Source organism: Bradyrhizobium sp. UFLA06-06, assembly GCF_054820065.1.
Genome location: NZ_JADFUD010000001.1, coordinates 1 through 15,437, shown reverse-complemented (window position 1 = coordinate 15,437; position 15,437 = coordinate 1). Strand labels below are relative to the sequence as shown.

Annotated in this window: 8 protein-coding genes; 3 read left to right on the top strand and 5 right to left on the bottom strand. The window is 65.6% G+C overall.

What is annotated here, in order from left to right; all coding sequences use genetic code 11:
• Window positions 1-75: 75 nt before the first annotated feature.
• Both IF803_RS00040 and IF803_RS00035 read left to right on the top strand, forming a co-directional pair.
• The gene (locus IF803_RS00040; protein WP_461190865.1) at window positions 76-1,494 is read left to right on the top strand and encodes a TolC family outer membrane protein; all 1,419 of its coding nucleotides are present in this window, start codon (window positions 76-78) and stop codon (window positions 1,492-1,494) included.
• 138 nt (window positions 1,495-1,632) lie between these two features.
• Window positions 1,633-2,601, top strand: coding sequence for an amidohydrolase family protein (locus IF803_RS00035; protein WP_411781058.1), 969 nt, complete (start codon window positions 1,633-1,635; stop codon window positions 2,599-2,601).
• A gap of 11 nt (window positions 2,602-2,612) precedes the next feature.
• On the opposite strand, the gene IF803_RS00030 is transcribed toward IF803_RS00035, so the two are convergent.
• The 3 genes from IF803_RS00030 to IF803_RS00020 form a co-directional block, all read right to left on the bottom strand.
• Entirely contained in the window at window positions 2,613-5,741 is a 3,129-nt protein-coding gene (locus IF803_RS00030; RefSeq protein ID WP_461190864.1) for an efflux RND transporter permease subunit, read from the bottom strand.
• Window positions 5,742-5,856: 115 nt separating this feature from the next.
• Window positions 5,857-7,104, bottom strand: a complete 1,248-nt coding sequence (locus IF803_RS00025; RefSeq protein ID WP_028345377.1) for an efflux RND transporter periplasmic adaptor subunit — start codon at window positions 7,102-7,104, stop codon at window positions 5,857-5,859.
• Window positions 7,105-7,255: 151 nt separating this feature from the next.
• Window positions 7,256-8,662 (bottom strand): CoA transferase, encoded by a 1,407-nt coding sequence (locus IF803_RS00020; RefSeq protein ID WP_461190863.1) that lies wholly within the window; start codon window positions 8,660-8,662, stop codon window positions 7,256-7,258.
• A gap of 123 nt (window positions 8,663-8,785) precedes the next feature.
• Between IF803_RS00020 and IF803_RS00015 the strand changes: the two genes are divergently transcribed.
• Entirely contained in the window at window positions 8,786-9,073 is a 288-nt protein-coding gene (locus IF803_RS00015) for a hypothetical protein (protein ID WP_028345379.1), read from the top strand.
• 1,261 nt (window positions 9,074-10,334) lie between these two features.
• Here IF803_RS00015 and IF803_RS00010 read toward each other — a convergent pair.
• On the bottom strand, window positions 10,335-13,766 hold the full coding sequence (locus IF803_RS00010) for an error-prone DNA polymerase (protein ID WP_461190862.1): 3,432 nt from the start codon (window positions 13,764-13,766) through the stop codon (window positions 10,335-10,337).
• Complete coding sequence (locus IF803_RS00005) at window positions 13,763-15,253, bottom strand: Y-family DNA polymerase (protein WP_411781062.1); 1,491 nt, start codon at window positions 15,251-15,253, stop codon at window positions 13,763-13,765. Before IF803_RS00005 ends, IF803_RS00010 begins: the two co-directional genes overlap by 4 nt.
• Window positions 15,254-15,437: the final 184 nt, after the last annotated feature.

Genomic DNA, 15,437 nt, shown 5'->3' with positions numbered 1-15,437 from the left:
CGCCCCGTAAACAGGTAGATGTGTCGACGGCGTCGGCGGGGGCGGACTGCCGGGGTTTTTGGTTTGCGGGATCACATGGTTGAGCGTGCCGCGAGGGTCGGCGATGTTGCGAGGCGCGTGCTTTTGTCGGGCATCGGCCTTGGCGTGCTGGCATGCGCGCTGCTGACGGAGACAGCGGCCCGCGCCGAGAGCCTGCCGGAAGCCCTGGTCAAGGCGTATCAGACCAATCCGCAACTCAATGCCGAGCGGGCTCGCCAGCGTGCGACCGACGAGAACGTGCCGCAGGCGCTGGCCGGCTACCGTCCCCAGATCATCGCCGGCCTGTCGGTCGGCCTGCAGGCGGTGCGCGACCAGCTGCCCGGCAATGTGATCCAGACCGCAACGCTGAAGCCGTGGCAGATCGGCGTCACGGTGACGCAGACCCTGTTCAACGGCTTCAAGACCGCCAACAGCGTCCGCGTCGCCGAGTTGCAGGTGCAATCCGGCCGCGAGGCGCTGCGCAATGTCGGCCAGGGCCTGCTGCTCGACGCCGTCACCGTCTACACCAATGTGCTGGCCAACCAGACCCTGGTCGAGGCGCAGCGCGCCAACGTCGCCTTTCTGAAGGAGACCCGGGCAATCACCGAACGGCGCCTCAATGCCGGCGACGTGACGCCGACCGATACCGCCCAGGCCGAGGCGCGGCTCAACCGCGGCCTCGCCGACCTCAACGCCGCCGAGGTCAATTTCGCGGTCAGCCAGGCCACCTATGCACAGGTGGTCGGCAATGCACCATCCCAGTTGCGTCCGGCCGAGACCATCGACCGGTTGCTGCCACGCAGCCGCGAGGATGCTATCGCGCTCTCGCTCCGCGAGCATCCCGCCGTCACCGCGGCAGGCTTCGACGTCGACGTCGCCTCGACCTCGATCCGCGTCGCTGAGAGCAGCCTGATGCCGAATGTCTCGGTGCAGGGCAGCGTCAGCCGCAGCCGCGACACCGACACCACGCTCGGCAGCTTCGGCACCGATCAAGCCTCGGTGATCGGTCAGGTCACGCAGCCGATCTATGACGGCGGCACCGCCGCATCGCAGACCCGGCAGGCCAAGGAAGTCGCGGCGCAGAGCCGGCTGGTGCTGGATAAGGTTCGCAATCAGGCCAAGACCGCCGTGGTCAGCGCGTGGGTTGCCAATGAAGGCGCCAAGATCGCGGTGTCGGCCTCGGAGTCCGAGATGAAGGCCGCGGAAGTTGCGCTCGCCGGCGTGCAGAAGGAAGCCGCGGGCGGCCAGCGCACCACGGTCGACGTGCTCAACGCGCAGCAGGATCTGATCACCGCGCGGGCACGGCTGATCGGTGCGCAGCGCGACCGCGTGATCGCCTCCTACACGCTGCTCAGCGCGACCGGGCGGCTCGACGTCAAGACGCTGAACCTGAAGACGCCGGACTATCTGCCCGAGGTGCATTACCATCAGGTGCGCGACGCCTGGCACGGCCTGCGCACGCCGTCGGGACAATAGGCATTGCGGAACCGTTCGCACCGCGAACTGGCCCTTCCCGCCCGCTCTCTCCGCCGATAACCTCGGTCCCCGCCGGCAACCCATAATGCCGGCGCGCGTATGACGCGCATAACAGCCGAGCACGCAGGGAGACGTCCAATGCTGACGCGACGCGATATGATGCTGGCTTCCATCGCAGCCGGAGTGACCATGACCAGCAGCAACGCATTTTCCAAGGCAGCGCAACCATCGACCGCGGTGAACTTCGACGTGCCTGCAGGGGCGTGCGACTGCCACACCCACATCCATGGCGACCCCGAGAAATTCCCGTTCTTCGCCGGCCGCGTCTACACGCCGGAACCGGCCTCGCCGGAGGAGATGAGCGCGCTGCACAAGGCGCTCCATGTCGAGCGCGTCGTGATCGTGACGCCGAGCGTCTACGGCCCCGACAATTCGTCGACCCTGTTCGGCATCACGGCCCGCGGGCCGACCGCGCGCGGCGTCGCCGTAATCGACGACAAGACCAGCGAGAGCGATCTCGATGCCATGAACAAGGCCGGCTTCCGCGGCATCCGCCTCAACCTCGCGACCGGCGGCGTCAACGATCCCAATGTCGGCCGGCAGCGCTTCTCGGCCGCGATCGAGCGGATGAAGGCGCGCGGCTGGCATGTGCAGCTGTTCACCAGTCTCGCCATGATCTCCGCGATCAAGGACCTCGTCGCCACAGCGCCGGTGCCGGTCGTGTTCGACCATTTCGGCGGCGCCGAAGCCGCACTCGGCACAGGCCAGCCGGGATTTGCCGACCTGCTCGCACTGGTCAAGTCCGGCAAGGCCTATGTCAAGATTTCCGGCGCCTACCGCGCCTCCAAGCTCGCGCCCGATTATGCCGACGCCACGCCGCTGGCGCAGGCGCTGATCGCGGCCAATGCCGAGCGCATCGTCTGGGGCACCGACTGGCCGCACCCGGATTCGGTGACGCCGCAAGGCAGGAAGGTCACCGACGTGACGCCGCTGTATCAGATCGACGACGGCCGCCTCCTCAACCAGCTTCCGGTCTGGGCGCCGGATGCCGCGATCCGCAAGGCGATCCTGGTCGACAACCCGGCACGGCTCTACGGCTTCACCTGATTCCTTCTGAGCTAGCGCTCACGCGGCCGGCGCGAGAAATAGAAGATCAGCACCGGCAGCGTGATCAAGATCACAAGCGGCGCCAGCATCATGCCGGTGACGACGACGATGGCGAGCGGCTTCTGCACCTGCGAGCCGATGCCTTCCGAAATCGCCGCCGGCAACAGGCCGACGCCCGCCACCACGCAGGTCATCAGCACCGGACGAAGCTGCAGCTCGCCGGTGCGGATCACCGCGCGCATCCGGTCATAGCCTTCGTCGATCAGCTGGTTGAACTGCGACAGGATGATGATGCCGTCCATCACGGCGATGCCGAACAGCGCGATAAAGCCGATCGCCGCCGAGACGCTGAACGGAATCCCCGAGATCAGAAGCCCGAGCACGCCGCCGAAGATCGCCATCGGGATCACGCTCATCGCGAGCATGGTGTCGACCATCGAGCCGAAATTGAAGAACAGCAGCACCGCGATCAGCGCGAGGCTGATCGGCACCACGATCGACAGCCGCCTGATCGCATCCTGCAGATTGCCGAATTCGCCGACCCACTCGACACGCGATCCCGGCGGCAGCTGCACCTGCTCGTCGATCTTCTGCTGCGCCTCCCGGATCGCGCTGCCGAGGTCGCGCTCGCGCACCGAGAACTTGATCGGCAGGTAACGTTCCTGCTGTTCGCGGTAGATATAGGCCGCGCCGGAGATCAGGTTGATCGAGGCTACTTCAGAGAGCGGGATCTGCGTGATGCCGCCATTGGCGTTGGCCACCCCGATCCGCAAGTTCTGGATCGCCTCCGCGCTCTTGCGGTATTCCGGCGCAAGGCGGACGATGATCGGGAAGTGCCGGTCGCTGCCGGGCTCATAAAGGTCGCCGGCGCTGTCGCCGCCGACCGCAACCCGGATCGTGGCGTTGATGTCGCCCGGCGACAGGCCATAGCGCGCGGCACGGGCGCGATCGACGTCGATCTGGATGGTCGGCTGGCCGAGCGAGGTGAACACCGCAAGGTCGGTGACGCCCTGCACGGTCGACAACACCGACTTGATCTTGTTGGCGGTGTCGGTCAGCGCCTGCAGATCATTGCCGTAGAGCTTGATCGAGTTCTCGCCCTTCACGCCGGACACCGCTTCCGATACGTTGTCCTGCAGATATTGCGAGAAATTGAATTCGACGCCCGGGAATCTCTCCTGCAACTGCGCCAGCAATTGCGCGGTCAGCACTTCCTTGTCGTGGGTGGTGGGCCATTCGCTCGCCGGCTTCAGCGGCGCGAAGAACTCGGCGTTGAACAGGCCGGCCGCGTCGGTGCCGTCGTCGGGACGGCCATGCTGCGACACCACCGACAGCACCTCGGGACGGCTGCGGATCAGCTTGCGCATCTCGTTGACATAGGCATTGCCTTCCTGCAGCGAGATCGTCGGCGGCAGCGTGGCGCGGATCCACAGATTGCCCTCCTCGAGCTTGGGCAGGAATTCGAGGCCGAGGAAGCGCGCGAAGATGATGGTCATGACCACGAGGCCGGCCGCACCGGTCATCACCATCTTGCGGTTGGCGATCGCCCAGTTCAGCACCGGCACGTAGATCCCGTCGAGCTTCTTGACGATCCAGGTCTCGGTCTCGTGGATGTGCGCCGGCAGGATGATCGCGCTCAGCGCCGGCGTCACCGTGAAGGTCGCAAGCAGGCCGCCGGCAAGCGCATAGGCATAGGTGCGCGCCATCGGGCCGAAGATGTTGCCCTCGACACCGGATAGCGTGAACAGCGGCAGGAACGCCGCGATGATGATCGCCGCGGCAAAGAAGATCGAACGCGACACATCGGCCCCCGCCGACAGGATGGCGTGGCTCTTCATCCCCATCACCGTGTCCTCGGAGATGTGGCTTCGCTCGTCTTCCGACAGCGCGGTGGTCTGCGACAGCCGGCGGAAGATCGCCTCCACCATGATCACGGTGGCATCGACGATCAGGCCGAAATCGATCGCGCCGACCGACAGCAGATTGGCGGATTCGCCGCGCAGCACCAGGATGATCACGGCGAAGAACAGCGCGAACGGGATCGTCGCGCCGACGATCAGCGCGCTGCGGAGGTCGCCGAGGAAGATCCACTGCAACAGCACGATCAGGAGGATGCCGACCACCATGTTGTGCAGCACGGTGTGGGTGGTGAGCTCGATCAGGTCCTTGCGGTCGTAGATGCGCTCGATCTTCACGCCGGGCGGCAGGATCGAGGAATGGTTGATGTCGTGGACCAGCTGCTCGACGCGGGAGATCGTCGGCGAGCTCTGCTCGCCGCGGCGCATCAGCACGATGCCCTGCACGATGTCGTCGTCATTGTCGAGGCCGGCGATGCCGAGCCGCGGCTTCTCGCCGATCGTGACATGGGCGATGTCGCGCACCAGCACCGGATTGCCGCCGGACTGCGAGACCATGGTGTTGGCGAGGTCGTCGATCGAGCGGATCAGGCCGACGCCGCGCACCACGGCCGATTGCGAGCCGATGTTCACGGTGTTGCCGCCGACATTGATGTTGGCGTTGGAAACCGCCTGCAACACCTGCGGCAGCGTCAGGCCGTTGGCGACCAGCTTGTTGAAGTCGACCTGGATCTCATAGGTCTTGGTCTTGCCGCCCCAGCCGGTGACGTCGATCACGCCGGGCACCGCACGGAAGCGGCGCTGCAGCACCCAGTCCTGCAGCGTCTTGAGGTCGAGCACGCTGTAGTTCGGCGGTCCCTTCAGGCGGTAGCGGAAGATTTCGCCGATCGGGCTCAGCGGCGAGATGCCGGGCAGCACGTTGCCCGGCAGCGGCGCGAGCTGCGACAGGCGGTTGAGCACCTGCTGCAGCGCCTCGTCATAGGTGTAGTCGAAGGAGAACTGCAGCTTGACGTCGGAGAGGCCGTACAGCGAGATGGTACGGATGGTCTTGAGGTTCTTGATGCCGGCGACCTGGGTCTCGATCGGGATCGTGATGTAGCGCTCGATCTCCTCGGCCGAGAGGCCCGGGCTCTGCGTCACGATGTCGACCATCGGCGGGGTCGGATCGGGATAGGCCTCGATGTTGAGCTGCCTGAACGCGATCAGGCCGCCGATGAAGACGGCCACGAACATGGCCACCATCAAGTAGCGGCGATTGACGGCAAGGGCGACGAGGCGATCCATTCAGATCGGCGCTTTCAACTGGAAGGGACTTTTCTTATTGAGCGTGATCTCCGCGCAAACGCGTTGCGCGTTTGTCGCGAGGGAAAACCGGTTCCCACGTTTCCGGATCATGCGCTTAGGTGCCTGATGCGGCGCGGTCGATGAAGAGGCTTCCCTTCGTCACGATCTGCTCGCCCGGCTTGAGGTTGCCGGCGACCTCGACGAGGTCGCCATTGATGAGGCCGGGCTTGATCTGGCGCAGTTCGATGGTCTTGTCGTCGGGCCTCGCGACCCAGACCCGAACCTGGTCACCCTCGTAGATCAGCGCCTGCTTCGGCACGCCGACCGCCGGATGATCGCCCTTCGAATACAGCGTCACATTGGCGAACATCTCGGGCTTCAGTCGCTTGTCGGCGTTGTCGATGGTGGCGCGGACCAGGAGACGGCGCGAGGTCGCGTCGATCGCCGCGGCGACATAGTTGACCCGGGCGTTCAGCACCTTGCCCGGCAGCGCCATCACGCTGAAGGTGAGGTCCTGCCCGACCGCGACGCTGTCGGCGTCGGATTCGCGGACAAAGGCGATCAGCCAGACCGTCGACAGATCGCCGATCACGTAGACCGGGTCACTGGCGCCGGTCGAGACATACTGGCCCGGACCGGCCTTGCGCTGGACCACGGTGCCGCCGATCGGCGCGAACACCGTCGTCTCCGGATTAAGGCGGCCCTTCTGCCGCAGCGTCGTGATGTCGTCGTCGCTGAAGCCGAGGATGCGCAGCTTGTTCTGCGCCGCTTCCAAAAGCGTCTGCGCCGAGCGCGCATCGTTCTGCGCTTGCACCAGCGCCGCCTGCGCCTGCTGATAATCCTTCAGCGGGATCGCCTTGCCCTCGGACAGATCCTTGGCGCGCTTCTCCTGGATCTGCGCCAGGTCGAGCGCCGACTGCGCCTTGTTGAGGCCGGTCATCGCCGCGACGTAATCGTTCTGCGCCTGCACGGTGTCGGCCGCCTCGATCACGAACAGCGGCTGGCCCTTCACCACGGCATCGCCCGGCCGCACCATGAGGCGGGTGACGCGCCCGGTGTAGGGCGAGTAGACCGGGGTGGAGCGGTCCTCATCGATGCCGATCTTGCCCTCGGTCACCAACTCGGAGCGGAAGGTGCGCTCGCTCACGGTCTGGAAAGTCAGGCTGGCCCACTCGGCCGCCGACGGGGCATAGCGCGCGCCGCCCTTGCGGGATTGGCTGGAGACTTCCGAAGATGTCTGCTTTTCCGTGCCGAAACGCGTGTAGCCATAGGCACCCGCGCAGGCAACCGCCAGCAGCACCGCGGCCACGACCAGGCGCGGGCGGCTAAAGCTCTGCATTCTCTTGGTAAACTCTTTCACCATGCGGTCCGCGGGGTCGATCGTTGCAGCGTCCGGCGGGACAGCCCCAGCGGTGCGCTAATAGTGCTGAATTGGCGTTTCAAACAACCTAAAAATCGCCCTTCGGCGATGCCAGTCGTTAAAGTTTGCATAGCCTGAACGGCAGCTGAATGTCTCATCCGGGAAACTCCGGGGGAGGAAACTCCGGAGGGTGGCTGCCGAGCGGCATGGCCGGACGGGACCAATGGGCCGGGGTCCGCGACAGCACCGCCGCGTGGCGGACCGAGCTCAGCGTGCCGAAGCCGGACGGCAGCCGTTCGATGAAGGGCTGCACCGCATCCGCCTTCAGGTCCTCGGTCGCAAGGCCTCCCTCGAGGCGGCCGAGATTCCACAGCCAGCGCCCGGTCTGCGCCAGCGATACCCGGACGTGCCAGCTGCCGCCCTCGCGGGCCTGGCGGGCCTTCGCCATCATGGCACCGAACGCCATGAAATATCCGGTCGCGTGGTCGAGCATCTGGGCCGGCAATTCCTTCGGCCCATCAGTGCCCGCCGCCTGTCCTTCGGCATGATTGAAGCCGGTCGTGGTCTGCACCAGCGAGTCGAAGCCGCGGCGCCCGGCCCACGGTCCGGCATGGCCGCAGGCCGACAGCGTCACATAGACGATCCCGGGATTGATCAGCGCCGCTTCCTCCGGCGAGAAGCCGAGCCGTGCAATCGCCTGCGGACGATAGCCCTGCGAGAGAATATCGGCCTGCGCCACCAGCCCCTGCATCACGCCCCGCCCCTGCTCGCTCCCCAGTTCGAGGAAGCTCGTGAGCTTGCCGCGGCCGGTGTCGATGGTGAGCCAGGGGATCGCCGGCAGATCGGGACCGGAGATCAGCAGCACGTCGGCGCCATGCGCCGCGAGCGTGCGGCCGGCGACGGGACCGGCGATCACGCGCGACAGATCGAGCACACGGATGCCGGCCAGCGGCCGGTTGCCGGCGGGCCACGGCTTCGGCGCGGCGTCGCCGATCTTCTCGATCGAGATCAGCGGCAGCTTTGCCAGTTCTTTGGCATGCGGCGTCGCCGACCACGCGTCGTGCGAGCGCATCAAGGCGACGACGCCGCCGGCGGCGTAGGCCGCGGTCTCGAACGCCTCGCCGTCCCATTGCAGCAGCGCGGCCTGGACCTCGTCACGTTCGGCGTTGCAGCCCAGCACCTTGCAGACGGCATCGCGATGATGCGGGAAATTGGTGTGCAGGCGGACGAAGCGATTGTCTTTGACACGATAGACGCCGGCGATCTTGTCCCAGGCCGGCGGCGGCGGCTTGTCGTCGACGCGCAAATAGCGCTCGCTGCGGCATTCGACGACGGCATGGCGGATGTCGACCGCGACCTCTTGCTGCTCGCCGCTGCGGGCCTTCCAGATCTCGGCCGCCGCGAGGCCGGCTGCTGCGATCGGCGCCTGCGCTGCCGCTCCGACCCGAAACGACGACGGCAGCTGCGGCTCGCTGCCGGTCAGCGCGACCGCATCGAGCGCGGCCGGCGCGCCGCCGGCGCCGGTCCAGACATCGGAAAGGATTTCACGAATGTCCTGCATGCGCATACCCCGTTTGCGATTATTCTATGCCCGAGCATGATGACAAAAAGGCGGTGCCCGATCCCAATCGTCATTTCCGGCCCTGCCTATATCTAGCTCTGCCCGACCCATACAGGAGTTGCAATGGCTGCCATCGATCCCCTCACCGCCGGCGGCGTCTTCCTCGCGACCGCAGCGACCGACGCGGTCTACGTCATGTTCACCTCGGCGGTCGTGGCGCGCAAGCGCGTGCCGGCGGCGACCTGGAGCAGCGTCTGGTATGTGCTCTCCTCCTATGCGGTGATCAGCTACACCGAAAACTGGCTCTACGTCGCCTTCGCCGCCCTCGGCTCGTGGGTCGGCGCCTACGCATCGATCACCTTCCTGCACCGCCCGCCCGGCGGACCGCCGGTCGGCGCCGCGGTGGAGTAGCATGCAGCGGCTGAGGAAGTCATCCGTCGTCGATGCGACGGTGAGACCCGTCCGACAGGGACCAGTTGTAAGCTGCGTGTCAGCATTCGCGTGTAGGCTATGCGTTCGCATTCTCGCGACATATGTCGATGAACTGAGCGGATGGACAATGGCGCGTTCGCGCCGCATCCAACATCCCGCTTGCTGCTTCGAGACGGCCGCTGCGCGGCCTGCTAAGCATGACGGTGACAGACATGGGCTGACGATCTCCTCAATCGTCGTCCTGGCCTAGTGCGCAATTGCGCAGGAGGGGGCCAGGACGACGGCGGTGGATGGTCCCCGATTCATGGTGACAAACACACGGGTGTCATCACATGCGAATGCGAAAGCGGGCGATCCAGTATTCCAGAGACGGTCGTGCTTGAGCCGAGAGGGCGCGTCCTCCGCTGTCGTCCCTGCGAAAGCAGGGACCCATACTCCGCGGCGGTTGTTGTGGAGGGGGACTTGTCGTTGCAGCACGGCTCAACAATGACCATCGGTGGTTATGGGTCCCTGCTTTCGCAGGGACGACACCGAATGTGTGGCGGCTTCTGAGTCAAACTTCCGCGTTCTCGCGACATGATTTGTCCGAGCTTTGCTCTTCGTTCCGCCCTCTCTCTTGAAGAGGGCGCAGGGAAAGCCGGGTGCCGATCGCACCCATGGGCCCCGTGCAAAAGGTAGAAAGCACGGGGGTAGGACCACAGGTGTAACCGGAGCAATCCGGCTTTCCCTGCGCGATGGCTTACGGCTTATACGTGCTCTCCCCGGCGAGACTGGGCTTTTTTGTCACCGCCCTCGCAAAGACGTTTGCGCGCTTTGCGAGAGGACACCTGCCGCTAGGGCGTCAGGCCTGCACGACTTCGCCGTCCGCCGCATGCGCACTCGTCAGTCGCGCAATCGGCGTCCACCGCATCTCGACCCACGTTCGTGACGACCGCGAAGCGCCCCTCGATCGGGTGAGACGGGCATATTGAACATCTGAGTTGGGTCTGCCGTCAAGTTAAATTCCGAAAAGCCGAATAAGATATTCGAGGGTTGACGGCATAGGATGGGATTGTTTCACTTCGCCCGCGATAACGCGGATAGAGGATACCGTCATCCTGAGGTGCGCGCGCTTGCGCGCCTCGAAGGATGCACGGCCCCGCTCGTTGGCAGTCGCGCATAGAAAGCCGGGCCGTCGCCCTTCGAGACGGCCGCTCCGCGGCCTCCTCAGGGTGACGGTGAAAGAGCTGCGCCGCGAGCCTCAATGAAAATCGCGGGACGGCGGCAGGATGCGGACGTTGCGCGGGTGGCGGATCTTTTGCGGCGAGTTGTCGCCGTGATCGCGACGGTCGTCGTTGAGCGGCTCGATCAGCGCGGGGCCCGCCGGCACCGGATGCTTGCGGCTCAAGGATTCGTTGGCGAGGCCGATCAGATCGTGGGAGCGATCGGTCATGCGCTGCGCCACCAGATGCGTCACGCCCTCCGGGCTGCTCTGGATATAGCCCTCGACCAGGATCAGGCGCGCGCCCATCACCTCCTTGCGGTACTGCTCCATCACCTTCGGCCACACCACGATGTTAGCGATACCGGTCTCGTCCTCCAGCGTCATGAACACGACGCCCTTGGCGCTGCCCGGCCGCTGCCGCACCAGCACGACGCCGGCACAGCGGACGCGGCGGCGGTCGTTGCTCTGGTTGATGGTGTGACAGGCGACGACGCGCTCCTTCGTGAAGGTGTCGCGCAAAAACTCCATCGGATGGCCCTTCAGCGACAGGCGGATGGTCTGATAGTCGGCGACCACCTGCTCCGGACGCGGCATCTCCGGCAGCGGCTTGGCGCCCTCATCCGGCTGCTCGCGCGCGGTGGCGGCCTCGAACAACGGCAGCGGCACGTCGTCGGGCAGCCGCCGCACCGCCCACAGCGCCTCGCGGCGGTCGAGCCCGAGCGAGCGGAACGCATCGGCGTCAGCGAGCAGGATCAACGCGCGCTTGGGCAGGCCGGTGTCGCGGGCGAAGTCTTCCAGCGAGGTGAAGGGCCGGCGGTTGCGCGCGGCGACGATGCGGTCGGCCCAGTCTTTGACGTCGTCATTCCGGGGCTCGCGAAGCGAGAACCCGGAATCTCGAGATTCCGGGTCTGGTGCTAGCGCACCATCCCGGAATGACAGTTGAAGCTGTTTCAGCCTCTCCTCATCCTCGTCCAGCCAGTGAAAGCCGTCGATCTGGCGGAAGCCGAGCCGCACCGCGCAGTGATCGCCGACCTTCTCCTCCAGCGTATTCTGCGCAAAGCTATGGGAGACATCGACCTCGCGCACCGTGACGCCGTTGCTGCGGGCGTCGCCGACGATCTGCGCCGGGGCATAAAAGCCCATCGGCTGCGAGTTGAGCAGGCCGCAGCAGAACGCATCGGGATGATGATGCTTCAGCCATGAGGAGATGTAGACAAGTTGGGCGAAACTCGCGGCATGGCTTTCCGGGAAGCCGTAGGAGCCAAAGCCCTTGATCTGCTCAAAACAATTTTTGGCGAATTCGGGATCATAACCGCGCGCGATCATGTTCCCGATCATCTTGTCTCCGAATTCTCCTATGGTGCCGAGGTTACGGAAGGTCGCCATTGAGCGCCGTAAGCCATTGGCCTCTTCTGAGGTGAATTTTGCGGCCTCGATCGCGATCCGCATCGCCTGCTCCTGAAACAGCGGCACGCCGAGCGTCTTGTGCAAGACGTTGCGCAATTCGTCCCTATTGCCGCCTTTGGGATAAGGGTACTCGATATCTTCAGGCTTCATGTTCCGCCGCCGCAAATAAGGATGCACCATGTCGCCCTGGATCGGACCGGGGCGGACGATTGCGACCTCGATGACGAGGTCGTAGAAGGTGCGCGGCTTCAGCCGCGGCAGCATGTTCATCTGGGCGCGGCTCTCGACCTGGAACACGCCGAGCGACTCCCCGCGGCACAGCATGTCGTAGACCTTCTTGTCGTCCTGCGGGACGGTGGCGAGCTCCCAGCGCTTGCCCTTGTGGTGATCGATCAGGTCAAAACATTTGCGGATGCAGGTCAGCATGCCGAGCGCCAGCACGTCGACCTTCATCATATGAAGCGCGTCGACGTCGTCCTTGTCCCATTCGATGAAGGTGCGGTCGTCCATCGCGGCGTTGCCGATCGGCACATAGGTGTCGAGCCGGTCCTGGGTCAGCACGTAGCCGCCGACATGCTGCGAGAGATGGCGCGGAAACTCGATCAGCTCGGTGGCGAGCTCGACTGCGAGGTTGATCATCGCATTTTTGGGATCGAGCCCGGCCTGGCGCACCTGCATGTCGTTGAGGCCCTTGCCCCAGCTGCCCCACACGGTGTCGGCGAGCGCCGCGGTGACATCCTCGGTCAACCCGAGCGCCTTGCCGACATCACGGATCGCGCTGCGCGGGCGATAATGGATCACGGTGGCGATGATCGCGGCACGGTGGCGGCCGTAGCGGCGGTAGACATATTGCATCACCTCCTCGCGCCGCGAATGCTCGAAATCGACGTCGATGTCGGGCGGCTCCAGCCGCTCCTTGGAGATGAAGCGCTCGAACAACAGATCGACCTTGGTCGGATCGACCGAGGTGACGCCGAGCACGAAGCAGACCGCCGAATTCGCCGCCGAGCCCCGGCCCTGGCACAGGATGTTCTGGCTGCGCGCATAGTGCACGATGTCGTGCACGGTGAGGAAGTAATGCGCGTATTTCAGCTCGGCGATCAGCGCGAGCTCCTTGTTCAGGGTGGTGCGAAGCTTTTCGTCGATCTCGCCGCCGAAATATTTGTCGACACCGGCCCAGGTCAGATCTTCCAGATGCTGCTGCGCGGTCTTGCCCGGCGGCACCGGCTCGTCGGGATACTGATATTTGAGCTGGTCGAGCGAGAAAGAGATGCGCGCAGCAAAGCGCATGGTTTCCGCGATCGCGTCCGGCAGATCGCGAAACAGCCTGATCATTTCATGCGCCGGCTTGAGATGCCGCTCGGCATTGGCCTCGAGCCTGCGGCCGGCCGCCTCGATCGTGGTCTTTTCGCGGATGCAGGTCAGCACGTCCTGCAGCGGGCGGCGCGCCGGATGGTGATAGAGCACCTCATTGGTGGCGAGCAGCGGCACACCGGCGTCAGTGGCGAGGCCATGCAGCCGCGCGAGGCGGCGCCTGTCGTCGCCGCGATAGAGCAGGCTTGCGGCGAGCCAGACGCCGTCGGCGGCGCTTGCCTTCAGTTGCGCAAGGATATCGAGCGCAGCAGGCGCCTCGAAGCGATGCGGCAGCGCCAGCACCAGAAGCTGGCCTTCGGCGAAGTCGATGAGATCGGACAGGGTAAGCCGGCAGTCGCCCTTCTCGATGCGCTCGATGCCACCGCCGCGCTTGCCGCGGGTCAAGAGCTGGCACAGCCGTCCATAGGCGGCGCGATCGCGCGGATAGACCAGGATGTCGGGCGTAGAGTCGATGAAGACGATGCGGGCGCCGATCAAAAGCTTTGGCGGATGGGCGACCTTCTCGCTGTCGAGCTCCTTCCAGGCGCGCACCACGCCGGCCAGCGTGTTGTGATCGGCGAGCCCGATCACGGGAATCCCGAGTTCGCTCGCCTGATGAACATAGGCGCGCGGATCGGAACCGCCGCGCAGGAAGGAGAAATTGCTGGTGATGCCGATCTCGGCATATTCGGGTGGAGGTGTGCTCATGCGAACAGCCCGTGCACATACCAGCTGGCCGGGACGGGCTTGCCTTCCTCGTCGCGCAGCTCGCTCTCGTAGAGGCCGTCGCGAAAGATCCAGAAGCGCTGGCCCTCAGCATCCTCGACGCGGAAGTAATCGCGCGTCAGCGACGCGCCGTCCTGCTGCCACCATTCCATCGCGATGCGCTCGGGGCCCTCGACCCGCACCACGTCATGCTGCGCGCGTCGCCAGGTGAATTGATGCGGCGGACCGTCGGGCACGGTCGCGAACGGCACCTTGATCGGTTCGGGCCGCTCGAACAGCCTGAGCGGACGCAGCGGCGGTTCGCCGGCGACCCGTTCCGGCCAGGCGGCGGCGCTGGCCGCGGCCAGATGATGCTGCGCCGGCAGTGCCAGCGCCGATCGTTCGGGGATGTGGCTCTCCAGCGGCAGATGCACGACGACGCGTTTTCCGCCGATGCGGGCGGCGATGCGGTCGATCAGCGCCGAGAGCTCGTCATTGTCGTGCACTGACGCGTCGAGATCGCGCTGCTGCTGCACCACGATCTCGGTACGCCCTGCGGCGAGGCGAATGAGATCGAAGCCGAAGCCGGGATCGAGCGGATCGTTCAGCGCATCGAGCCGCTCGCGGAACAGGCGGTCGATCATCTCGGGCCGCGTCACCGGACGCCCGGTCTCGACCATGATCGCGCGCACCGCGCCGTCGGTGCGGAAGAAGCTCGCTTCCAGCTGCCGCGCGCCCTTGCCCTGCTTGTCCATCGCCGCAACCAGCATCTTGGCGAGGCTCGAGAGCGTCAGCGCGATCACGGTGTCGGTCGCGACCGGCTCGGGGAAACGCTTCTCGACGATGTAGTCGGGCAGCGGCTTGCGCGGGCTGATCGGGGCATCGCCCTGCCCGAGCGCGTGGCTGAGCAAGGTGGTGAAAGCCGCACCGAACCGCGCCGAGATTTCATGCGGCGCGCGGGAGGCGACATCGCCGATGGTCTTCAAGCCGGCACGGCGCAGGCCGGTGGTGACAGCGGCATCGGCACCGAGCGCCGACACCGGCAGCGGGCCGACCGCCGCCGCCTCCTCGCCATCGGCGACAATCTTGCCCGAGGCGGTGCGCGTCAGCGTACGCGCCGCGATCGAGGTGCCGGCAATCGCCGCGCTGACGGCAAAGCCGCGCCGGCTCAGCGCCCCCGTCACGGTCTGCAGCAGCGCGCGCTCGCCGCCGAACAGATGCGCGCAGCCGGTGATGTCGAGAAACAGACCGTAAGGCAGATCGAGCGCGACCAGCGGCGTGAAGCGGTCGCACCAGTCGGCGATGTCGTTCAGCGTCTTCAGGTCGGCGGCGGGATCGGCATCATAGACCGTGAGCTCCGGACAGATCGCCCGCGCATTGGCGAGCGGCAGCCCGATCGACAGCCCGGCGCGCACCGCGGCCTCGTCGATCGCGTGCAGCAGGATGGCGTTGTGGTCTTTTGCGACGACAACGCTGGGGAGTTCTTGCACCGTTGTCGTTTGTAAAAAAAGTCGGTGGTCTTTCTTCGCCTCTCCCGCTTGCGGGGGTCGAGACGAGCGAAGCTCGCTCTTAGGCCGGATCGCATCGTGAGATGCGATCCGGGTGGGGGCTCTCTCCTCAGCGGGACTCGTGGCGAGACCCCCACCCCAGCCCTCCCCCGCAAGCGGGAGAGGG

Bases quoted from the DNA above. Each gene is read 5' to 3' on its own strand.
- IF803_RS00030 (WP_461190864.1), bottom strand. From the start codon at position 5,741: ATGGATCGCCTCGTCGCCCTTGCCGTCAATCGCCGCTACTTGATGGTG.
- IF803_RS00035 (WP_411781058.1), top strand. From the start codon at position 1,633: ATGCTGACGCGACGCGATATGATGCTGGCTTCCATCGCAGCCGGAGTG.
- IF803_RS00040 (WP_461190865.1), top strand. From the start codon at position 76: ATGGTTGAGCGTGCCGCGAGGGTCGGCGATGTTGCGAGGCGCGTGCTT.
- IF803_RS00020 (WP_461190863.1), bottom strand. From the start codon at position 8,662: ATGCAGGACATTCGTGAAATCCTTTCCGATGTCTGGACCGGCGCCGGC.
- IF803_RS00010 (WP_461190862.1), bottom strand. From the start codon at position 13,766: ATGAGCACACCTCCACCCGAATATGCCGAGATCGGCATCACCAGCAAT.
- IF803_RS00015 (WP_028345379.1), top strand. From the start codon at position 8,786: ATGGCTGCCATCGATCCCCTCACCGCCGGCGGCGTCTTCCTCGCGACC.
- IF803_RS00025 (WP_028345377.1), bottom strand. From the start codon at position 7,104: ATGGTGAAAGAGTTTACCAAGAGAATGCAGAGCTTTAGCCGCCCGCGC.